The organism is Chitinophaga sp. Hz27, from assembly GCF_042263525.1.
Lineage (GTDB): Bacteria > Bacteroidota > Bacteroidia > Chitinophagales > Chitinophagaceae > Chitinophaga.
On record NZ_JBHKFJ010000001.1, the window covers coordinates 373,531 to 397,767 of the forward strand.

15 protein-coding genes are annotated in these 24,237 nt (G+C 43.8%); 10 read left to right on the plus strand and 5 right to left on the minus strand.

Annotated features, from left to right (window positions below; genetic code table 11):
- Positions 1–2: 2 nt before the first annotated feature.
- Genes ACE38W_RS01770 through ACE38W_RS01795 form a run of 6 tightly spaced genes read left to right on the plus strand, consistent with a single transcriptional unit; the run spans position 3 to position 11,197 of the window.
- A complete protein-coding gene (locus ACE38W_RS01770) occupies positions 3–6,809 on the plus strand; it encodes an amino acid adenylation domain-containing protein (protein ID WP_375828505.1) in 6,807 nt (2,268 codons plus the stop codon).
- On the plus strand, positions 6,806–7,699 hold the full coding sequence (locus ACE38W_RS01775; RefSeq protein WP_375828506.1) for a class I SAM-dependent methyltransferase: 894 nt from the start codon (positions 6,806–6,808) through the stop codon (positions 7,697–7,699). The genes ACE38W_RS01770 and ACE38W_RS01775 overlap by 4 nt, the downstream gene beginning before the upstream one ends.
- A 16-nt stretch (positions 7,700–7,715) precedes the next feature.
- Positions 7,716–8,723: a pyridoxal-phosphate dependent enzyme gene (locus ACE38W_RS01780; RefSeq protein WP_375828507.1), complete on the plus strand. Its 1,008-nt coding sequence runs from the start codon at positions 7,716–7,718 to the stop codon at positions 8,721–8,723.
- Between the two features lie 49 nt (positions 8,724–8,772).
- The gene (locus ACE38W_RS01785; RefSeq protein WP_375828508.1) at positions 8,773–9,687 is read left to right on the plus strand and encodes a cupin-like domain-containing protein; all 915 of its coding nucleotides are present in this window, start codon (positions 8,773–8,775) and stop codon (positions 9,685–9,687) included.
- A 26-nt stretch (positions 9,688–9,713) separates the two neighbouring features.
- Positions 9,714–10,394: an SDR family oxidoreductase gene (locus ACE38W_RS01790; RefSeq protein ID WP_375828509.1), complete on the plus strand. Its 681-nt coding sequence runs from the start codon at positions 9,714–9,716 to the stop codon at positions 10,392–10,394.
- A 14-nt stretch (positions 10,395–10,408) separates the two neighbouring features.
- On the plus strand, positions 10,409–11,197 hold the full coding sequence (locus ACE38W_RS01795) for a phytanoyl-CoA dioxygenase family protein (protein WP_375828510.1): 789 nt from the start codon (positions 10,409–10,411) through the stop codon (positions 11,195–11,197).
- A 9-nt stretch (positions 11,198–11,206) separates the two neighbouring features.
- Here ACE38W_RS01795 and ACE38W_RS01800 read toward each other — a convergent pair whose 3' ends face one another.
- Complete coding sequence (locus ACE38W_RS01800) at positions 11,207–14,059, minus strand: glycosyltransferase (protein ID WP_375828511.1); 2,853 nt, start codon at positions 14,057–14,059, stop codon at positions 11,207–11,209.
- A 62-nt stretch (positions 14,060–14,121) separates the two neighbouring features.
- On the minus strand, positions 14,122–15,021 hold the full coding sequence (locus ACE38W_RS01805) for a polysaccharide deacetylase family protein (protein ID WP_375828512.1): 900 nt from the start codon (positions 15,019–15,021) through the stop codon (positions 14,122–14,124).
- Positions 15,022–15,221: 200 nt separating this feature from the next.
- Between ACE38W_RS01805 and ACE38W_RS01810 the strand changes: the two genes are divergently transcribed.
- Positions 15,222–17,006, plus strand: coding sequence for an ABC transporter ATP-binding protein (locus ACE38W_RS01810; RefSeq protein WP_375828513.1), 1,785 nt, complete (start codon positions 15,222–15,224; stop codon positions 17,004–17,006).
- A 99-nt stretch (positions 17,007–17,105) separates the two neighbouring features.
- Here ACE38W_RS01810 and ACE38W_RS01815 read toward each other — a convergent pair whose 3' ends face one another.
- Complete coding sequence (locus ACE38W_RS01815; RefSeq protein ID WP_375828514.1) at positions 17,106–17,909, minus strand: hypothetical protein; 804 nt, start codon at positions 17,907–17,909, stop codon at positions 17,106–17,108.
- 342 nt (positions 17,910–18,251) lie between these two features.
- Here ACE38W_RS01815 and ACE38W_RS01820 point away from each other — a divergent pair, with 342 nt between their 5' ends.
- Both ACE38W_RS01820 and ACE38W_RS01825 read left to right on the plus strand, forming a co-directional pair.
- Positions 18,252–19,280 carry a hypothetical protein gene (locus tag ACE38W_RS01820; protein ID WP_375828515.1) on the plus strand — a complete coding sequence of 343 codons (1,029 nt, stop codon included), beginning with the start codon at positions 18,252–18,254 and terminating at the stop codon, positions 19,278–19,280.
- A gap of 413 nt (positions 19,281–19,693) precedes the next feature.
- Entirely contained in the window at positions 19,694–21,676 is a 1,983-nt protein-coding gene (locus tag ACE38W_RS01825; protein WP_375828516.1) for a hypothetical protein, read from the plus strand.
- Positions 21,677–22,101: 425 nt separating this feature from the next.
- On the opposite strand, the gene ACE38W_RS01830 is transcribed toward ACE38W_RS01825, so the two are convergent.
- Both ACE38W_RS01830 and ACE38W_RS01835 read right to left on the minus strand, forming a co-directional pair.
- Positions 22,102–22,740 (minus strand): DUF6928 family protein, encoded by a 639-nt coding sequence (locus ACE38W_RS01830; protein ID WP_375828517.1) that lies wholly within the window; start codon positions 22,738–22,740, stop codon positions 22,102–22,104.
- A 343-nt stretch (positions 22,741–23,083) separates the two neighbouring features.
- Positions 23,084–23,434: a hypothetical protein gene (locus ACE38W_RS01835; protein WP_375828518.1), complete on the minus strand. Its 351-nt coding sequence runs from the start codon at positions 23,432–23,434 to the stop codon at positions 23,084–23,086.
- Between the two features lie 151 nt (positions 23,435–23,585).
- Between ACE38W_RS01835 and ACE38W_RS01840 the strand changes: the two genes are divergently transcribed.
- Positions 23,586–24,233, plus strand: coding sequence for a sigma-70 family RNA polymerase sigma factor (locus ACE38W_RS01840; protein ID WP_375828519.1), 648 nt, complete (start codon positions 23,586–23,588; stop codon positions 24,231–24,233).
- Positions 24,234–24,237: the final 4 nt, after the last annotated feature.

Sequence of the window (24,237 nt, forward strand, 5' to 3'; positions counted from 1 at the left end):
CCGTGATTGATAATTTGTTAGGCCTCCTTGGGTTAAGTCCGGAAGAATTAAATGAAATAAATTCATTCAATGATACCGACCACCCTTTTAACAGTAATCAACTGTTAGATGATCTGATTTTTGATGAAGCTCTTGACCAGGAAGCAATAGCTTGTATTTATGAAGATAACCGCATTAGCAGGCATGATTTTATGCAGCAAACGATGCGTTATGCCGCCGCCTTGCAACAACGTGGGGTAGGCCGGCATGATGTGGTAGCTGTAGCCATTCCTCCTTGCGCGGAAAGGTTGATGTTAGTACTGGCAATCATGCGATGCGGCGCCATCTTCTTACCACTTGATCCAAGTCAGCCGTTGGACAGACTTAAATTTCAGGTGACGGATAGCAGGGTTAAATTGTTACTGATCAACGATAGTGTGCCCCAGCTCCTTGCTGCTGACATGCCGGTTACCCTTTGTAATGTAGATGTATTGGTTCCTGACACAACCTATACGTTTGTAAAGGATATCACCAGAGTTGTTACAGATGTAGCCTATATTATTTATACAAGTGGTTCTACCGGAAAACCCAAAGCCACACTTAATAATCATAGGTCTATTGTAAACAGGTTACAATGGAAAGCCCGCTATTTGTCGGTGACGCCTGCGGATATTATTTGTCATAAAACAGCTTTTAGCTTTGACGTTTCTGTTTGGGAACAGTTCTTACCCCTGCTCACCGGTGCTGCTGTTGTAATTGCACCGGAAGGCCACCGTGGAGATCCTGCGGCACTGATAAATCTGATCACCAGAGAAAAAATCAGCATCATACATTTTATACCCACTATGCTCGCTGCATTCCTCGAATATGAACAGGTGACAGCATGCAAAGCATCATTGCGCGCAATAGTATGCAGTGGCGAGGAATTGGGTAAAAGGACCGCATTGGCTTGCCATACTATACTGCAGGTGCCTGTGTATAACCTCTATGGACCTACGGAGGCAGCGATTGACGTTACTGCCTGGGCCTTTGATCCTGCAGATCAATACACCTATGTGCCTATTGGTAAGCCCATACAAAATGTCCAGATCCACATCCTGGACGAATCGCTGAATCCCGTTCCTATTAATACTATCGGCAATCTTTATATTGGCGGCGTAGCTGTTGGCGATGGTTACCTGTATCGTCCTTCACTTACTGCCGAAAAGTTTATTCCAGATCCATTCTCCAATATACCGGGCAGCCGCATGTATAAAACCGGTGACCTCGCCCGTTGGCAGGAAGATGGCGCAGTAGCGTTTTTGGGAAGATCAGATCACCAGGTGAAAATAAGAGGATTCAGAATAGAAACAGGAGAGATCGAAAGCCAGATATGTAGCTACCCTGGTGTGGCTAATGCTATTGTATTAGCAGCATCAGGTGTTAACAATACACAACAACTCTTAGCCTACCTGGTGCCTAAAAGTGATGAAACCATTGACATCACTGGATTGCAGGCTTTCCTGAAGGCGACATTGCCATCCTATATGTTGCCAGCTGCAATACTTACGGTACCAGCATTCCCATTGACAGGAAATGGTAAACTAGACCGCAAGGCCTTGCCCAAACCTGATTTTAGCAGCATGGATACCACTACTGCCGAGCCGCTTCAAACGAAGAAAGAAATGGTATTGGCTGCTATTTGGAGCGAATTACTAAAAACTGATGTGCAGAACAGACACGCTAATTTCTTTTCACTGGGTGGAGATAGCATATTAGCAATTCGGGTAGTCATTGCAGCCAGAAAGAATGAACTCAGTATAGAAGTGAAAGATATTTTCGACTATCCAGTTTTAAGTGCACTGGCTGCAAATGCAGCAGAAGTGACGGAGAAGAGAAATGTCGCTTCACCGCTGATTACAGCAATAGCCGCAGCCAATCCTGCCGCAAGAGCTATCATGACTCCAATGTATGCACTTCGTATAACCGATGACGTTGTACCTACTATTGAAAAAGGATTGCTGCACCTGAGTCGCCTGCTGTCAGACAAGCCACGGGATAAAAGCTCCCTGAAGCTATTGCAAGGAGGCGTCGATTATACTGCCATCGCCCAACAGCTCACCGATGCTATCACAATTGATCCTGCCATCACAGTGGCAGCGGCCTTTTGCCGGAACAATCAGGAAACAGTACTGGTAATGGCATTGAACCCGATTAACGCAGATAAATATAGCCTGCAGCATTTACCTTACCTGCTGCTTCATCATCCTGAGAAGCCATGGTTTATGGAACAGCAGGACTTATGCGACTGGCAAACTTCTGCAGCTGTTGCTATCCCTGCTGTAAATATCCTTCCTGCGCAACGTATGGGCCGTGCGAGATCTTCTATGGAGCAATTGCACTTAAACGATGGAAATACTTTAAGAAGAGAGCGTAGGATAGAGGCATTCATGGCATTTGCTGCCAACGCTATTGCTACTGCCTCAGCAGCAGGAGCCGTTCAGCTACTACTGCCTGAAAGCCGCTCCTATATTAACAGCCATGGATTTAGCCTGAAGAAATTATTTGGCAGGCTGGCAGCAAGTTTCTCCTATACTGTTTCCAAAGAAATGTTGCTGGATACCCAACAGATAGCAACCAACCTGGCTGCTGCAAGAGCAGGGAGGTTACAGTCCAGAGAATATGATGCAGCCGTACGTTTTCGTATAGTCGTGGCAGGTGAAAAATTCGATAATGAAGTACTAAGCACCGCTATAGACCTGGAAGCTGCCATTACCGCAGATATCTCGGCCGCCGAAAATGAACTGTTATTGGTAATAGGGCATACGACCCTGGAGTGGCGCTTTGATCAGCAATTAGGGACATGGCCGGAAAAAGTAATTGCTCAGTTATCCCAGGATAGTACCTTAAATGCATTCCTCGATGAACATGCAGCCTTGCGCTATGCCAGCGATTTCCCTGTTACCGGCATAGGGGTACAACAGATGAAAAGTATCAGCGATTTTCTGCCTGTAGCTGAAGACCTTTATCCGCTATCACCTATACAGGAAGGCCTGTTGCTCCGTGCTGTTTACTGGCCTGAGTCAGATGCTTATCTGAACCAGAACGTCATAGAACTAAAAGGACCTGTAAACACTACCTGGCTTGCGAATGCCTGGAACGATACCGTAGAGAAATATGAAATTCTCCGCTCAGGATTCCTTTGGGAAGGACTTAAAGAGCCCCTGCAGTATGTAAGTCATAAACCAGTGCGACAGCTGGAAATACAAGACTGGCGTGATATTGCCACTACGCCTGCCGCCGTAGAAACAAAATTGCAGGAATATTTAGCGACAGATAGAAGACAACTGTTCAACATGGATGATGCCGGGCTTTTCCGCCTGATGCTGGCACGGGTGAGTGAGGATACCTACCTGTTAATATGGACGCACCATCATATTTTACTCGACGGTTGGTGCCTCGCATTAATATGGGGAGATGTATTCCGCTTCTATGAAACATACCTGAATGGTAAACCTGTTGTGAAATCTTTCACCAGGGAATACCACGATTACATTGCCTGGCTTAAACAACATCCGGCAGAAGAAAAAGACCGTGAGTTTTGGCGGAATAACCTGAAAGGTTTTGGAGAAGCAACTTTATTCTCCCCGCATCCGGCTCATCTGGAAGGTGATTTCGAAACAGACCGCATTACTATAGCTGATCAAAAACTTGACCAGCTAAAAAAAGCAGCAGCACATACAGGCATTACCGTTAATGCCTATGTACAGGCTGCCTGGGCTTTGCTGCTTGGCCTTCGTACCGGTAAGCAAGATGTAATACACGGTATCGCAGTATCCGGACGACCACCATTGTTGGCAGACGCAGAACATATTGTTGGATTGTTTATCAATACCATACCACTACGTACCGATCTTTCTCCAAGAATAAAGTTGTCAGAACTTTTACTTCATACCCAGGAAAGTTTTGCCAGCGCCAATAACCACTCGTTTTTACCATTGGCCGCCATACTGAGTGAATGGGAAGGACGAACCAATAATGACAAAAGATTATTTGATAACCTAATAGCTTTTGAGAATTATCCGGATGAACACCTGCCCGGTAGTACTGTGGGGAATATTGAAGTAAAAGATAGGTTTTGCAATGAGAAAACGGAATATCCTATTGGATTGATCGTATTGCCCGGCCCTCCGATGGAATTCCACTTCAACTATGATAGCAGGCATTTCAGCAAAGAGGAGATTGATTTATTTGAAAAAGATTTCTTCTACCTGATGGATGCATTAGTAGATAATGCGGAAGGGAGGATCGCATCATTGATATTGCCCTCTCTAAATGCATCGCTGGCAAATCAGGACGCAGCGTTTGATAATATAGCTATGGATAGTGCAGCGCTGACAACTGATGTTTTGCGGCATGCATCAACTAAAAGTGGCGAGGCCGCGGTGATTGCTAAAACCTCACAGCTGACCTGGGCGCAGCTCCATACTGCCGTATTAAATACTGCCAGCCAGCTAACAAACAAAGCAAAGGATGGTAAAGTAGCCATCTGCGCGGAAAGGTCTATTGCTTTTGTGGTAACGGTATTAGCTGCCTGGGAAGCAGGGTTGATACCCGTTATCATTAACCCTGCTATGCCAGATGAGGTGGTCGCGGGCGTTTTACAAAATACAGGAGATCCTTTATTGGCTTATACGCCAGCACAAGTTGCCCGCGCTCAGTTTGCAGGGCAGTCATGGGAAATTGATATTTACCAGAACAACAATATAACAGTAACGCCCGTACGTTCCATGCAACCTATTGCCGCGATATTATTAACGTCTGGTACAACGGGAATGCCTAAACGTGTGTTGCTGACAGTACAAGGACTGGCAAACAGGGTGACCTCAACCATAGAGAGCTATAACATCCCTGCGCCAAGGATGCTGGCAAATGCCGCTCCGGGCTTTGATATTGGCCTATGGGAGATTTTATTTACCCTGCAACAGGGAGGTACATTGATCCTGGCGGATGATGCCGATATGAAGGATGCCGTAAATATATCTGAGATCATCGCTACGCACGATATAGATAGCCTGCATCTTGTTCCAAGTTTCGGAGAAATATTACTGACGGCCGCCGGTGATGATGTTTATGCTGGTATTAAACTGCTGATCACAGGTGGTGAAGTAGTACATCCATCCTATGTAGGAAGGCTGATGGCGAAAATGCCGGCTGCAAACATATGGCAAGGCTATGGCCCAACGGAAGCAAGTGTAAGCGTGCTGGATCACTTATGTACAGTAGAAGACCTTAAAGAAACAAAAGTGCCGTTGGGCACTCCAATGAAAGGCTGTCGCGTTTACTTACTCGATGAAGGCCTGCGCCCCGTTACCCCAGGGGTTGCAGGGATGATATATATCGGTGGTGTTCCTTTGGCCGAAGGGTATTACCAGGACCCAGTAAAAACAGCCACTTCATTTATACCTGACCCTTACGGTAATCCAGGCTCCAGAATGTACTGTACCGGCGACCTGGGGATCTTGCGTAAAGATGGTAAAATACAATTTGCCGGACGCAAAGACAGGCAGGTAAAAATACGCGGCTACAGAGTTGAGTTGACAGTTGTAGAAAACCAACTGGCAGCTCATCCACTGGTGCTGCAAGCCATAGCCATGGCGAGCGATGATAAGGAAGAGGAAATGTCGCTGGTAGCATTTGTGAGATTGATCAACGGATTGGATATGGACGAACAAGCTGTACTGGCACAATTGAAAACATGGCAATCAGAACATTTGCCAGCATGGGCATGCCCTAATCGTATATTCATTACCGATAGTTTTCCATTGAATGCCAATGGGAAAATTGACACGCAAAAGCTATTGGCAGCTATGCCGCAGCAGCGTAATTTATCTTCCGAGGAAATATTGGATTTATCACCCCGGGAGAAAATAGTGTGGGAGGTATGGACAGAAATTCTCAAAACACCTCCTGCTAACAGACAACAGAATTTCTTTGCTGCCGGAGGACATTCATTGTCAGCGATGAGGTTCTGTATGCTGCTGCAACAGCGACTCGGAAATACTGCAAAAGTGCCGGTTTCTTTATTGTTTAAATATGGTACGCCAGCAGCGCTCGCAGAGGCCATCCTTTCTGAAGATAACAGTGGCGGCGATAAGTTTATTCATACCATCGGAGATGGTGATGGAATCCCACTGGTGTTAATACATCCGGTAGAAGGTATCTCCCTCGCCTATGGCCAATTGCCCGCATTAATGCCTGGTCGCAAAATTATTGTGATAGATGATCCTCGTTTTCATAAACGTGAAGGATTCTCTTCCCTGAAAGAAATGGCTGCCTTATATACTGAATGGATAAGACTTCACACAGATGATGGCGCTGTAATACTGGCAGGCTGGTCATTTGGAGGAGTAGTAGCATTGGAAGTCGCAAGAATTATGTCTGACCATGGAACAATACCTGATAATGTAATACTGATCGATAGTTATAATCTTTCCGGCAGAGTAGACCTGCTGAACAACATTATTAAAAACAGACCTGCTGTAGTACTGGACGAAAACATGCAAAGAGATCTGGAAAGAGAAATCCGTAGAAATGAATTACTGGCGATTGCATCACCGATGTATACATATGCAGGTAATGTAACCTTGCTGAAAGCTGAAGATCGGCCACCGGAGCTGGATGCCGATCTTGGAGTGAATAATGGATGGTCGTCAGAACAATTACCATCATTGGAAATAAGCTACATAAAAGGTGAACACCATGCATTGTTTGCCATGCCCAATGTCGTATCACTTGCAGCAACACTCAGCAATTTAATTGACATAACAGAGAAAACAGCACTACCATGAAAGAAATAAATGAAACTACAGTAAACGAGCACACTGCTATACAGCGCCTGGTAGTAGGCTTTTCTGAAAAGCCATTCGATATCTTCCTGATCAATACAGGAGATATTAGTTTGGTTGGACAGAAATCTCCTGCAAGGATAAACATGGAAAGTGAGCAACTACGTAAATGTTGCCTGGTGGAACCTCATATGATAAAAGGTGCGTTACACAGTATCGAAATGTTGCAGGAGGGGTATGAGGTGAAATATAAAATTATGCAGCCAGCAGAAATAGCCGCTGTTTTCAGTAATATGTCGCCACTGGATGAACTTTCTTATCCTTTGCGAAGATTGGTAAATGGTGGTGAAACCGCCCAGCCAATGGAGTATTGGGAGAATTGTGCCGGTAATCCTTCCACGTTGGATGGTGATGAACAGGTAGTTCGTGAGGCCATGAATACATTACTAAACGGATCGCTCCAGGCAGGGATGACGGTTTATGATCCAGCCTGCTCCACCGGTGCCTTCCTGGCTTACCTCAAAACAATAGCTCCTGGAATAAAAACAGTAGGCCAGGATATTAATCCTGCCATGGTGGAAATAGCAAAGGGAAAAGTCGATGAAGTGCATTTAGGAGATAGTTCAGCGCCGGCATGTATGGATAATACTGCGGATATCGTGATCTGCAGGCACCTGAACCTGGATGTTGTTACGTCAGACGTGGCAAAGGAACTATTTCTGTCTGCATCCCGCACCTTAAAAACAAATGGCCTGATGATAGTACTGGGGCATACGCCTATACTGCTAACCAGCGCCTGGATGGAGTTACAAGGATATACTGCCCTTAACCGTAGTATGTTAACCACTTCTGGACATGCAGCTTTTCAATTGTATCTCTTTAAAAAGAAGTAAACCAGCACCTGTATTCATGAAGCATATTAGTTTGTTCAACCAGGAGTCGCCAATGGAAGAGTTGCCGCAAACGGCATCAATGCTGGGTTTGGGGAAGTTGTTCGTCAAGCGTGATGATATGCTTACGCCTGAATTTGGCGGCTGTAAGGTACGTAACCTTAACCGGCAGTTTACACATGCCCTGGAAAATGGTGCAGATACTCTGCTGATGGCTGCCCGCGTTGGCTCCAACGCAGTTGCTGCTGCTAGTCTTTTCGCAAAGAAATATGGTCTGCGGGTAAGTGCTATTCTTAAACCACAGGTTGTAAGTTATACCTGTCGTTTCAACCTGGAAATTATAGCCGCTGCTGGTACAGAAATTATTCCGGTACCAGCAGGCACGTTGTTACACAGCAAATCTCCTACTGTAACAAGGGAGATGACCCGGCTTACCAGTGAAGGCCGGCGGCCTCAGTTTGTAGGCTTTGGCGGTGGCGATATTCAGGCTGCCCTCGCACAAGCATCGGCAGTAAAAGAAATGTGGATGCAAATAAAAAGTAACGGAATAGAAGAACTGGAAAAAATTTATGTAGCCGGCGCTTCTTTTTCTACCGCTGCTGGCATGGCGGCAGGACTTTCGCTGCTGGGAATAAAATCGAAATTAGTGATCGTAGGACTAGCTCATGAAGATGCGCCCGACGACCACTTTTTTAATAAAGCAAACGAAGCTGCAAAGCTTGCAAACGTTGAGTGGGGAAATACTACTGATCACAATATGCCCATTGATGCACCACAATTTCATTGTGCTTTCAAAGAGGCTTTTGGAGAAATTACGGAGCCACTGCAAATAGAAAGCCTCGATGAAGTAAAAGCATTGCAACTCGACCCCGTTTATACCCGAAAAGCATTTAGCTATATGATGCAGGATGCAGGACAACATGCGGGTAAAAACTGTTTGTTCTGGCACACAGGTAATTCCCGTCCATGGCCGGAATATTTGATTCGTCCTGAATTGGAAGCTACACTATCTGCATTACTGATTTAAATAAAAACAAGATTTAAAAAATTTATTCTCTCTTACTTAAAACACTGATATGAAACAGCCGACAATTGACAGGATTCACCGTCCTACCCAGGAGGAGTTCAGGAAAAAGTACCTGGATCTCGGAAAACCCGTACTGATAACAGGTGTAAACGAGGAGCTGGAACAGTTTAAATGGAATTTCGACTATCTCTCCGGCAATCTTGGTGAAAAAAAGATCAATGTTTATGACTGGGGTGGAAATGGCCCTACCATCGAAGATGAGTTTCTGATCAAAAAAATGGAGCTTGCAAAGGCTTTATCTTTATGTCGTAGTGTAGATAAAACAGAAAATCAACGTTTTTCTATCTGTCAGCTTGCACTCGATTTTTTACCAGAACTCTATAATATTTATCAGACACCTGACTTCCTGAAAGACTCTGATAGATTGGATCATCTGCCATGGTTGTGGCGCGAACGTCGCCGTATCGCTATGTTTATCAGCTTCTTCAGAGGTATGCACTGGCATAACGGCCGTCATGCAATTGCACAGCAGATAACCGGTAGCAAACGATTCATACTTTATGATCCAAAGGATACCAAATACCTGTACCCTAAAACCTTTATGGAAGAACCTCTGTCCTGGTTTGATGAAAGAGAATCTGTATTCTGTAGCCAAATGCCTTTTGAACAAGGAATTGAAAATATTGACCTCAGCAAATTCCCGCGCTTCAAAAATGCAACACCTTATGAAATTGAATTGAAAGCAGGAGAGATTCTGTTTATTCCTTCTCACTGGTGGCACTATACACATGCCTGTGAACCATGTGTGCTTATCACCGAATTCTGGGATGCTTCTTTAAAAGACTGGGGATATCCTATTGCGTACAGAAGTTTGTTTATGAAACCTTACCGCAAATTCCTCTTTAATAAGGTCGTTAAATTGAAGAAATTCAGTCGTAAAGAGGCGCAGCCTGATGTGTATTAATCCTGGGAGTGTAAATGCATAATCAGATGTCTACAGTATTTATTACAGGCGCTGGTCAAGGTTTGGGCCACGCCTTTATAGAGGTATATTTCTCTGCAGGATGGCATGTCATTGCTACCTGCAGAGATCCTTTGCAGGTAACAGCACTGAAATCAACATATCCCGGAATTGATGTATACCCTTTGGATGTTACCGATAGTAATCAGCTGACTGATATAGCGGCATCATTAAAAGGACAACCAATAGAGCTGTTAATCAATAATGCTGCCTGGGTAATAAAAGAAAGCAAACTTGCTGATATCACTTACCAGGTCTGGGAAAGGGCCATGCATACAAATGCTTTTGCCTGGCTGAAAGTAACTACTGCGCTACTCGAAAGCCTGCAACTGGCAACAGATAGCAAAGTGATTTGTATCTCCAGTCAAATGGGAAGCATCACTGAAAATGTAACCGGTGGAAAATATATCTACAGAGCCACAAAGGCTGCTGCTAATATGATTGCAAAAAATCTCGCGATAGAGTTGAAGCCAATACGCATTTTAGTGACGGCGATCCACCCTGGATGGCTGCAAACCCGACTAGGTGGGCCACAGGCTCCAACAACCACTATTGCAGGCGCCGCGCAAATAAAACAGCTGGTAGAGAAACTTACCCTGGAAGATACCGGGAAATTCCTGGACACTACTGGTGAAATTATTGAATGGTAATAAAGAACTTAAATATGAACACAGTATACAACAAGCCAATGAAAGTCCTTTCTGAAGAAGATGTAAAGTGTTTTATTGAAAAGGGTTATGTTATCATCAGGAATGCCTTCGAAAAAACTACCGCTACGGCGCTGGCAAACGAAGTATGGAATATTATACCTGAAGATCAGCATGATCGTAGCACCTGGACGCGCCCAGCAGTGGAAATACAAGACCTCCTTACATCCGGGCCCATATCCGATCTTTTTACAACAAGATATGTACAGGCAATAGATGACCTGTTAGGAGAAGGTAAATGGTATACCAACAGAGATAGTTTTGGCTGGGTGCCACTGCGTTTTCCAAGACCCGCCGGCGAACAATGGCAACCGCCACTTAAAGGCTGGCATGTAGACGGTATAAAATTTCAACATCATCTCAGCTCACCAGAACAAGGACTGGCAGGAATGGAAATGTTGTCAGATATACTGCCTGGTGGTGGTGGTACTGCATTGAGAATAGGCTCTCATAAACATATTGCAAGGATACTTCATGAAAGAGGAGATGCAGGTATTTCCTACCGCGACCTATGCGATGTAGCAGAATCTTCTACAGATTTTCCGGTAGAGGAAGCCACCGGAAATGCCGGAGATGTATTATGGATGCACCCTTTTCTGATTCATGCACGTAGCCCTAATGTAACCAATAATGTAAGAGTAGCCTCCAATCGCACCATTTCTCTCTATGAGCATATCAGGCCATTGGAAGCTACTGAAAGTGAAATGTCTCTTTTAGAATTGAGTATAAAAAAGGCATTGATATAAATGACCGTTTTAAATAAATTTTAACCCGGAAAGCAATTCTTGTAATCCATTCATCTGGAAATATTCACTTAGCGTTACGGATTGTAATGGACCATTTTGCGCCGCCTGCTGTAACCATTGCAAGGCTTTATATTGGCTATCAGGCTCGCCTGTGCCATCATGGAACAGCAATACTTTATTGCACATGCCACCAACGGCAACATTGGTAATAATTTGATGCGCTGTTACTCCTTTTGCCCAGTCCATAGCATTGGTATTCCACCCTGCCGTAAAGATCTGGTTTTCCCGAAGTGCATTTACCAGCTGTGAAGAAATGCGGCCATAAGGAGGGCGAAACAGATGAATGGCGGTTCCAGTTAGCTGCTGTAATACCTCCCGGCTCTTAAGAATATCCCGCAGCATTTCACCATAACTGTATTGGTCCAATGCCCGATGGTGCCAGTTATGTATTCCCAGCTCATGTCCTTCCTGAAGAATGCGCTGCAATAAGGCACTATTGCGCAAGCTCCTCGCTCCTAAAACGAAGAAAGTTCCTTTCAGTGAAAGTGCTTGTAGCCGGTCGAGCAGTACATGAGTACTATATTCATGAGGGCCGTCATCGAAGGTGAGTGCATAAATATTTTGTGGCGCCAATGCGGCTTTGGTAACTGGAGGAGCCGCAGTTGGGGCACTGTTAGGAAAAGCTAACGGCACAATATTTTTGAGATAGACAGAACCCTCCAGTGCTTCAATGACACCTGGATGTACTGACTTGATATACTGCGTGGCATGATGGTTATCCATGCTGCGCTGGTTGGGGTTTTTTGGATGAATGATATGGAACGGTTCCGCATAGGGTGCAGCCATAATCGAATATCCAGCTTTCTGTGCACGTATCCCAAACTCCCAGTCTTCCATAGAAGATAACGATTCATTAAAACAGCCAATTTTTATAATATTTTCTCTGGATATAGACATATTCCCAGTTGCACATTGTATCCAGGAGTGATGGAAGTCTTTCAGCTCAAAATCATGTTTACAGTAGATCTCGCCCCATTCACGTTTCCATTGATCAGAGAAACTATAATCAAAGCAAGATGCAAAGATATTTTCGGTTGAATTTAACAGCATATAATCTTTTCCACCGGCGATAGCAGTTGCTGCTTGTTCAAATTCCTGGCGGTACCAAAGTGTACGTAATATAGTATGCTTTACATTCGGCTCCAGATCGGGGTGCAGGTTATAAGCTACACGGCGTCCCCAAACATTGCCCACCACTATACGTTGCGAATCCTGGCAATGCAAGGTATCATGTTGCGCCAGCACATCTGGTGGTACGATATGGTCTTCATCAGAAAAAAACAGTAGATCATGCTGACTGCTGCTGATACCGAGATTTCGGGTATATGCCGGCCCTTTATTACCGCCCGTATTGAAAATCCGTAAAAAAGGGAATATGTGCAGCAGTTCGTCCAGGTTTTCTTCCGGATGATCATTGACACAAATCACTTCGGTAGGCGTTTCACTTTTTGCAATGGCTTCCTGCCATGATTGTAGGGCAAGTTGCAGATGTTGTTTGCTTCTGGAAAAAGGAATAATGACACTCCAGCTTTTAGTGGTGGCTGTGACAGGTCTTGGTAATAATGCTGCCTTTAAGATATTGTAGGGTGATAATTGTTTCTGGACATACATTTTCCTTTTATTCGCTTCGTTTACCAGGATAGAAAGCTTTGCTGATGCGGTTTCTAAGGGCCTTATGCGGGAGAGTGATTTCCCATGTACAGATACATAATAAATTTGTTTATTTAAAAATCCCACCGGATGTTTTTCCGCAATTTTGCTAAGCATAAGGCGATCTTCATAATACCTGCCGGTATATGGATCGTCTACCGCCCATCCGCCAGCGGCTTTCAACGCAGTGGTCTTATATATTCTTGGTGCTTGTATACCACCATAAGAAAAGAAATCTACCGGATTGCTAACAACATCTCCGTCTTTTACAACGATGTTTTCATCCATTACAATATATGGATTGCCATAGATGGCTGAAAATTCTTGTTGTTCATTAAACTGAAATACAACTTCAAGGGCATCTTCTGTGATCCAGTCATCCGCATCAAGCTGAAAAATGTATTTACCGGAAGCATGCTGCAAGCCTATGTTCATCGATACTGACTGACCCACATTGGATATATTGTCGATCAGCTTAATACCAGGATAGGCAAGGATTTTGTTGAGTAAGGAGAGATCTGCATCATCCGAATGATCATTGATAAGAATGATTTCAAAGGATTGCCAGGTTTGTTTTAATACACTCTTAACTGCTTTATGGAGTAATGGGATACTATTCCGGAATGGGATGATCACACTAAACTCCGGTGAAAGACCTGTACGCGGAATAATAAGCCCGTACTTGGTATTCCCTTCTATAAAAGTCCATTCATAGCGGTTACTGGTAGCGTTTTCATATTTATTCCAGCTTAGTCCTGATAATAGTTGTTCTGGCCTGATCTGGAGCTTATCTGCGTGTACTATAATCGTATTGTCAACAAGATGAATATTTTCATATCCCAGCTGCGATATAATTTTCTGAAAGGCTATTGGATAAGCAATATGATGTGGGTCGTTGTCCCGTAATGAGATAATTCCTGTTGTATCTTCAGGTTTTTGAATCTGCAAATCGCTGATGCCTATATGCATGACTGGCTCTCCCAGCGGTACTTCCGTCCATTCATTGTAGGTGGGGGTATTGCCTTTTACCGTACCATATAGCTGGCGTCCGCCAGTGCAGATAGCAAAATATTCAAAAGAAAAAGATACGACATTCTCCGTGGTGACTGCATATTTAAAGCCTTTCAGGGCCGGCGTAATTTGGATATTCAAAACATGTGTTTTTGAGGGTTTAAAAATGTATGGGATTAGCGGAATTAGTTTATAGTGGTGAGTTAGTAATGATCCAGCGTATCAAAAATAACTTGCTGTTCTTTTAGTTGACATATTAGTTGCTGCAGGGCCTTTGCCGCGGGGTTGCTATTTATGTCTGTGAAATGCTGTGGTAATTTTGTAGTCCGAAAAGCTCTGTCGTGCATAAGTAATATCATTTTATCCTTATTCTGATGTTGAGAGATTTTATCGAGCATAGTGGCTGCATCCCATAGCAGACGGTCATTGCCGATATTTTCGGTTGCATACATATCCCAGTTGGGATTTGTTTTACACAGCGCAGTATAATCCATGGTTCCATCCATGATCGCCTGCTGATGGTACTGCCTTGTTTGCGCGGAAAAATCAAATTGCATTTCCCAGGAGCTGTGCCAGCCATAAACTTTATTCCCTTTATTGTACAAGGCAGTAGCCGCTTGCCATGCATCAGCTCTGTCGATGGCAGCGCCTTCCCATCCATGGAGTGCTGTTTCTGGAGCATGATACCAGACATTCCTGCCAGGCAGCCTTGCCAGGAATAGCTCCTGTTGCTCGCTTCTTAGTCCTCTCTGCATAACCTGGTCACCGTATATGCGTGAGAGTAATCCGAGTAAAAATTTTTCATTTTGCTCGAAATCCTCGGTGATACTTCTCCTGTTGCCATCATTATCTATTAAAAGACCTTTGCTGTAGTAAGTACTGTAGTATTCATTCGCGTGTGAATAGCTATGATTTCCTATAACATGGTTCTTGTAAATATCATGAAGCATGTTCAGGCAGCAGCGCTCATCTTTTTGAAATTGATACTGTGTATGAATGCCAGTTAAAAAAAAAGTGGCCGGAATACCGGCTTCTTTCAGCACATGCAATACATCTCCGGTTCCAGGCTGTATTCCATCATCAAAAGTCAGATAGATATACATAAATTATATAGGTGATTTCGGGTTTTAAATTGTCGGGTTCACGGGTTACATCTGAAGTTGCTATGCTCTAAAATAACATTTAAATTTTTTTAAAAAAAAGTATTTTGTTTAATTCTAAGCATTTTTCTAGCCATTGATTTACAAAATTTGGGTATCTTAGAGAGAACGACTATGCCATTTTTTTAGACCCAAATTAACCCATGAAAACACTATTAAAGTACCTGGCCCCGTATAAATGGAAAGCTTTATTGGCATTGATGTTAGCCGCAACTTACCAGATCTTCATGTTAATAGAACCAATTATCACCGGAAAAATTGTAGACCAATTAATTGAAAGGCATGAAGTGATGAAAAGAAGCGACTATATCTCGTTGTTGGTATTCTGGTTGGGAGTAGGGATAGGCGTAGCAATGGTAAGCAGGATTGCAAAAAATCTGCAAGATTATATTACCAGTATGATCGTACAAAAGACAAGTGCCAGCATGTATGCAGATGGGTTGAAACACGTACTGGAGATGCCTTTCCGAGATTTTGAAGATCGCAGGAGTGGAGAAACATTAGGGATATTACAAAAGGTAAAAACTGATACGGAGAAATTTATCACCTCCTTCATGAATACGGCGTTCATCGCCATAGTAGGACTGGTTTTTGTTACATTCTATTCCTTTTCCATAAGTTTAAAAGTTACACTGATATATTTGGTTGCACTACCATTGATTGCTGCCGTTAGCTGGATGATCAGCTTTCAGATAAAGCGGGTACAACGGTTGATCATTAATAATGTAAAGCATCTCGCTGGTTCGGCAACGGAGTCATTACGAAATATTGAGTTGGTAAAAGGACTGGGCTTATCCAGCCAGGAGATAACCCGATTGAATAATACCAATAAAGAAATTCTAAAACTTGAATTACGCAAGGTACGATACCTCAGAAGCATGAGCTTTATCCAAGGTACAACTGTTAACCTGGTCAGAAGCTTTATGGTAATGATTATGTTGATTATGATTTTCGATAAGGAAATAACTGCGGGAAAATATTTTACCTTCCTTTTATTTTCTTTCACATTATTTAATCCGCTTACAGAACTCGCCAATGTTATCGTTTGCTGGCGAGAGGTACAGGTATCGCTGGCCGATTTTCAAGCTATCCTGAATACGCCTCCAGAGCCGAAGCAGGACAAGCATGTCACCGTTGGTGAGCTGGAGCAACTGGAATTCCAAAAGGTTTGCTTCAGCCATAAATCGGGTCATTACGCTGCGTTGGATAATGTGTCATTCCGGGTGAAGTCAGGAGAAACAATTGCATTTGTAGGGCCTTCAGGTGCGGGAAAAACCACTATGGTCAAACTATTGATTGGCTTGTACCAACCAGGCAGTGGAACGATATTATACAACCATGCAAAAGGATCAGAGATTCACTTCGATGAATTCAGAAAAAAGATTGGCATGGTAAGTCAGGATATTCAATTATTTTCAGGTACCGTAAGGGATAACTTGCTGTTTGCCGCTCCGGGAGCTTCGGATGAAGCCTGTTTAGAAGCCCTTGACAAAGCTGCCTGCCATACAATACTCGACAGATATGCACATCCACTGGATAACAAGATAGGTGAAGGCGGCATGAAACTTTCAGGAGGTGAAAAACAACGCTTGTCCATTGCAAGGGCCTTGCTAAGAAGGCCGGAAATACTAATTTTTGACGAGGCCACTTCCTCCCTGGATTCTATTACAGAGCGTGAAATAACCAAGACTATACGTGAAATATCAGACGCGCGTAAACACATCACCATCCTTATCGCACACCGTCTAAGTACTGTCATGCATGCAGATAAAATATTCGTGCTAGAAAAAGGTATGATAGTAGAATCTGGTCCTCATGAAGAGCTGATAGCGAAGAAAGGTTTGTATCATTCTATGTGGCGGCAGCAAATCGGTGAACGGACTATTGATGACGAAAGTATCAATGTCAAGAAAACTGCCAGGTTATAAAAAAATCGTGTCCATCTCTTTTTAATAGTAAACGGCTAGTGTTCAATACAACATTGAACACTAGCCGTTTAGTGACATACTACTAGCGGTGCATCATCATTAGTGATGGTGGCCGTGGTGGTGATGTGACATATCCGCTTCACCGGCACTTTTCACCTCCAGTGTAAAACTGGCGGTATGTAAGGTGCCATGTGTCTGGAACTGTACCCACATACGGTAGGTATCTGCCTTTGGAAATACGGTATGACCTATGATCGGGAACTTGTTGTCGGACATAGGATGTATATGCAGGAATTCCTTATCCTGCTGACCAATCAGGATCATATGTGCCACTGCACCGAGATAAGGAGTGATATCTGCGGCTACGATGGCTGTACCGTCTTTTGTAACGCGAAGCGGAATCATAGTTTCTGCTCCAGCTACAAACGGAGCGGTAGCTTCAATCGTAAGCGATAACCCATCGGTGTTGTCAGTGAGCTTTTGAGCGGCGTTGGCTGCTGGCTGCTGCACATTACCTTTTACAATAACGTTAATCTTGTCTGTTTGTGGTGCAAAGCCTTCCGCCTGGAAGTCGGCAAACAGGATATATGGGCCTGACTGCTGAAATACTACATCCAGGAAATAGTTACCGTTGCCATCATATTCAGGATGTAGGTGTTCAAATGAATTCAGCTGATTGTTGACGATGATCAGGTGAAATTCAGCTTCGTGCTGTACGCCTAATTTAACAGGATGACCTGGATGGTGCTGGTCTTCCGGGCGAAACACCAGTCTTACTTTTTCTCCGGCTGCAAAATTAGTGGCATCGGATACTAATTTCATTGTTACCGTAGATGCGTGACCGTGATGTTCGTGTTGGTGCCCGTGTTGATGTCCGTGGTGTTCGTGGGTTGTCATTTCCATGTCTGTAATTTTTAAATTGTACTGTTCTTCAAACTCGGGCTGTTTTTCAAACTAATGACCACAATTTAAGGAAATTTTGTTTGCCCCAATTCCTAATGATATGTTTAGTAAGGAGTTGGGAGAATAAAAGTTATTTATAAAATTATCAAGTATTTGAATGTCGTATTTGTACTATAAAATAATAGGGTAGTAGCGTTATTATTGCAGTAATGCTTAACTCCGGAGGTCTAGCCTATATTTTGTATCTTTTTTGTTGCCTTATAATACTCATTATTTCTGTCTAAACCCGGCAGAGACAACATTCCAATTGATATCATTGATCTAAACACCCAAAAGTAAAATATGAAAAAACTATTTTTGTTAGCGCTGATCTTTTCAGCTGCTATCTACGCCTGCAATAAGCAATCGGAGACCTCGAAAGATAAACAGCAACCAGCATTAGACAATACGAACAGGATTGGCGCACTCCATAATACTGGTTTAAGCATCATATTGGACAAGGCTGAGAAAGAAGCACGCAAGAATGTACTCTCTAACAGCCGTGTCGGTGACAATTCAGTGGGCCCCATTACAGTACCAGGCAGCAATCCTTATGATGTTAGCACCGCTTCTATATTTGAAGACGCAAAAGCATTGGTATTAAAAGATCCGGCTTATCAAAATCTACAATTGACTATAGACGCGGCTACCCTTGCTTATACCGATCAGGTGCTGAATAGTTTTAGTCAAAATAGTATCAAAACTAAGTGGGCGGAGTCGGTAAATCAGCAAGCAATTGTGGACAAAGTTTCAACAAGGGAGAGAGGGATGGTTGGTGAGATTACTACCGTATTTAACACAGCAATTGCCTCTAATGCAGGTATACAAGCCAACTATCTGTCGGTTAAAAGCCAACTTGCCGCTATTCGCCAGAAGTATAAGAACACTGTTTTGCTCCCCAATGAAGGAGAGCTTTTCTGGGGTGTGCTATCTATTGCGGAATCTTCCAATGAATACTGGAGTACGGAAGGAGCCTCATATGTCAATGCTGTCATTAAATATGATAGTATGAACTATAAAGCTGGTAATCCATATTCCCTGGTTACTGATCCGCTGCGCTCGCAAGCGCCATTTCTTACTGCTGATTGCCTTGGATATCTGATAGGATGGACTAAGGCCGTTGTTGATGAGAACTCTGCAAACGGTGGGCTAAGCATAAAAAATGAAGATAAACGTATAGGTGCAGGTTTGGGTTTGGCGCTTACATTCAGTGGCGGCTCTTTGTTAAGAACAATGAAAAGGATGGTTTTATCTCCTGTCAATATTTCAAAGGATTCTCTACTGATTCATATGGATACCATTATTAACCACCCAACATTTCCCAAACCATAATTAACTTACACCACTGCTGCCCCTCCTGGTATATACTTGCTACACTGAATCTCAGCAGGTAAGGGTTTTATGCCATGAGGTGTCGCGGAAACGCCCCGAGACCTGCACGTACGGCAGATCTTGGGGCGTTGATTTTAAATACTTTACACCCCTGAAATTTCCCCTCATCCTCCACTTATGTAATTTTCATCATTACTGGATCTGCGCTCCTTACATTTGTTCCCTAAGTTTATTCACCGTCGTTATGAGAAAAATTTCAGGGAGCCCGAGGGCATCCTATAATATGCACGTACTGATAATATCAGCCAACAGTTGCACACTGGCCTTAAAGCCACACACAGACAACGATCCAGCAAGCGCTATTCCAAACCAAACAGCCATCTGAAACAATTAAAAATTACCACGAACAATATATGAAGAACCTACTATTAGTGCTGCTAGGCGGCATATTCTCCGTCAACTGTGCTGCACAGCAGACCAGATGGAAGATCAGCGGCAACGAGGAAATTACCTGGAAAATTAAGCATACAGATACGGCCCATACCGATCAGATAGAAATGAGCGGTAAACAGGTATCTGCTATTATTACCTATGGTACAGGGTCTGCCCAGGTGGCTTCCATTAAGAAGCGTATCATCTTTCCCATGCTACGCACCATCCCCAATAATACCCATGCCAGTCTGAAATGGGCCGTGGATGAACAATACACGCCAGTGATCAGCATCAACCAGAAAGCTGCCGTAGAAACAGTAGATGCTATCAGCTTCAACGGCGTACTCACGATGCGCGCCACGCTTGGAAAAGATATCTCTTTTGAACGAAATCTCTTTCCATCGGTAGATAAAGCTGCGCTGATAGAAGAATGCAGCATCAGCAATCATACAAATGCCACCATCCAGGTAAATATCCCGAATACCAGCAGAACAGACAGCACACCGGTAGAGAAAGGTGTTTACGGTGTTTATCTGCTGCATACTGCTGTATATGGTGCAGGCGCTTACGAAATGAAACCCGGTGATGTATTAAAATATGCCATCGTATACGCAGGCCGCAGAACCTGCGACCAGCCTTATTTCTATGCCGCTGCCTATGAACATAATAAGCGACTGGAATTAGTGGATGGTATTGCGGAAAAATTGGTATTAGAGACACCAGATCCTGTTATCAATAAGATGTTTGCCTTCGCCAAATTGCGGGTAACAGAAAGTATTTATGATACAAAGGGTGGCCTTATGCACGGCCCTGGCGGCGGCGCCTACTATGCGGCGATATGGGCCAATGACCAGGCGGAATACGCCAACCCTTTCTTTCCCTTCCTCGGCAATATTGAAGGCAACGAATCAGCGCTGAATAGCTTCCGCATGTTTGCCTCTTTTATGAACCCGGCATATAAGCCACTTCCCAGCTCCATCATTGCAGAAGGTACCGGCACCTGGGCAGGCGCCGGCGACAGGGGAGATCAGGCCATGATCGCTTATGGCGCTTCCAGGTTTGCACTGGCCTATGGCGATAAATATACTGCCCAGCAACTCTGGCCACTGATTGAATGGTGCCTCGAGTTTTTACGCAAGAAAACCACCAGCGAAGGAGTTATACTTTCTGATGCAGATGAACTGGAAGGCCGTTTCCCAGCAGGGAAAATTAACCTCTCCACCAATACTCTCGCCTATGGCGCTTTGGTAAGTGCCTCCGATCTGGCCGCCGCTTTAGGTAACGCCACTACTGCTAAGCAACTGGCAGCGGAAGCCGCCGCGCTGAAAATAAATATCGATAAATATTTCGGTGCTAACGTACAAGGATACACGACCTATCGCTATTTCGATGGCAACGATAAATTACGCGCCTGGATAGGCATTCCATTAACCATGGGTATCTTCGACAGAAAAGAAGGAACCCTCAAAGCCATGTACTCGCCTTACCTCTGGACCTCCAACGGTATGCTCACAGAAGCCGGCTCCAAAACTTTCTGGGACAGAGCCCTGCTCTATGGACTGAGAGGCACCTTCTATGCAGGGGCTACGGATAGCGCTACCAAATATCTACAAGAATACTCACAGAAGCGTTTATTAGGAGAGCACGTACCCTATGCTATTGAGGCATGGCCGGAAGGAGATCAACGCCACCTCGCCGCAGAAAGTGGACTGTATTGCCGCATCATCACCGAAGGACTCTTTGGCATCCGCGTAACCGGCTTCCATCAGTTTCAATGCCAGCCTTACCTGCCACAGGGATGGCAAAAAATGACGCTCAGGCATATACGCGCACTTAATGACGACTTTGATATCGTAGTAGAAAGAAAAAGCAAAACGTATGTCATCAACATAAAACAAAAAAATGGCGCTGTACAACAGCTCAACTGGGATGGCAAACAACCACTGAATGTAACACTGCAATAATTTGTAAACAAGTAGAAAAATTCAATAGCTGCAAACCTTTATTCGGAAAAGGTTTGCAGCTATTTTTATAATCGTGGCCAAGCCTAGTTGTTACATAGTGTGAAATCGACAATATGAAAGCTTAGATGTCAATACTAAATTTTATGATATGGGATTTTTAAATGGAATATATTTTCGTTTATGTATTAACGTTATTGACTGCGTTTATTTGTCAGTATGACTTTTGTGCGTTCTGAAAGAAGAATATTATAGTGGAATTATTAGCTTATATTTATAGTGTTGAAATAGTAAAATACATTTTTTCTAACATCCTCAAAATTATCACCCATGCAAGCAGGTTTCATTGTTACCGGCATTGTTGTGCTTATAGTTATCATGTACAGGTTGATAGGTAGTAAAAAAGCGAGTTAGCACCTCGTTATTATTTACCAAAATTTCCACCAGGGTTTGGCAACTGGCCTTTCCGGCAGGTAACGATAGCCTTTGAACGGGGTCGCATATAATGGCGATGCCTCATTGTCCAGTGGTTCACCAATATACCGCTCCGCCACTGCGGCTACAAACGTATGGCCTACATGGTCTTCCTCATAAAAAATACCATCCCTGAGATATACCTTGTTGCCTTCCCCGTCGACCGTACAGTTACCGAATAATGGGCGCTCTTCGTCCAATGGAATACCCATCTCCAGGAAAGTTCCAACTGTAGCAGCTCCGGCTCTGGCCCTTATTTTCTCTCCATTTTTGACAATGGAATACCCCCATAAATTTACAGGTGGATACAGCAACAATGAACAGATTTCGGCGTCAGGGAATGCCGCTGACAGTATGCGTTCTATTTCAGATAGCTCAGCTGACATACAACCTTCTGGCCAGGCAAAATCAGTAATAATAAGACAGTCGTTATAATAGCCAATATAAGCATTGCCAAATACTGGGTACAAGGCTTGCTCAAAAGGCTGGTCCGCAATAGGACTTGAGGCTCGCTTCTCTAGCTTAGTCAGCAGGTCGGGCATGTTGAGCTCCTGCCGCGGCGAAATAATGATCGCAGAAATATTCCTGGTCATAGGGGATTTGATTCCGGCAATTTTAATGAAAAATGCTGGAATGTTTACCCCAACTAACGGTGATGGTTATAGGAATTAAACTCCCTGTAGCTCAATTTATCACTGAGCATCCGTTTCTGGCAAAAAAAATTGTAAAACTACATTTCCGGTAATGGGCTATAACAAATGGCTTCGGAAGAATTTTCTTCCTGCTGTTTACTATTATAAATATTTACCGGTGATACGATGGCGTCTCTGTGGCATTCTCCTACCTTCCCGAACAAAGTTTATAATTACAGTTATCATCAGATGCGCGCAATATAGGTCGTGTGTTTCTTTGTTTAACTGGCAATAAGCCTGGGGCTCAACTGGCACGTAGCTGCCCGTAGTGAACTGCCTGGTTGTTCGCAGGCTTCTCTTCCGTAAACTTTACAAACATGATATACTGAACAAATTCCAGAAACTCGTATTCTTCTACGAGGGAGGCCGAAGTGATGCCTTCGGGACAAGCTGTTTTAGCAGCAAGGGCCTTCTCAAATAAGTTAAGCTTCCCTTCAAAAACTTTGGTCAGCGACTTCACTAAAAAGGGTAAAGTAGCCAATGGCTCCTGCGTAATACGCTGGCCCTTAGTAGTTTCTTTTAATTCCTGTACGCGTTGATGCGTCAAAGAAGGCAATGATGCGCCGGGCGGATTAATTGATTGTTGTTCGCTCATGTTACTCGTTTGTGCTTTTCGGTCATCAGGTTAGTATTCAGGCTTTTACAAGCTCCTTATATTTGATTAGAGTAGGGGTTTTAAAAAAGGTTACAAAATCTTAGAACTTTTTGTAACTTATTTTCTACTTAACCATTTAATACCTGATTGAATGACGATTTTAACGCCTATTGAAACACTAACCGACAATGAACTCATCGCCAGGGTGCTGGCAGGGGAAAAGCGGCTCTATGAAACACTGATGCGCCGTCACAATACAAGCCTGTTCCGGCTCGGCATGACTTTCCTCAACAACGATATGGATGTGGAAGATGTAATGCAACTCACCTACATCAATGCCTATCAGCACCTGGACCAATTCCGGCAGGAAGCCGCCTTTGGGACCTGGCTCAAAAGAATCCTTATCAATGAGTGCCACCAGCACCTGAAAAAAGGGAAGAAAACAGCCAGTGAGGATATTTCCATTGTTGATGAACGTCAGGATAAAAGTAAAGCAACTCCTGTGGATGCGGTTATTAACAAGGAATTAGGAAAAGTCCTGGAGCAAGCACTGCTCAACATTCCGGAGAAATACCGTGCTGTTTTCGTGCTGCGCGAAATCGAACAACTCAATGTTGCTGAAACAAGTAAAGCACTCGACATCTCCCGCGTGAACGTAAAAGTTCGGCAGATACGAGCCAAACTTATGCTCCGCGAACATATCACCAAGTACTACCAGAACGATGTGGTATTTCCATTCCACCTGGTTCGTTGCGATAGGATCGTGTTCAGCGTGCTGGACAAACTGGATATTAAATAGATCA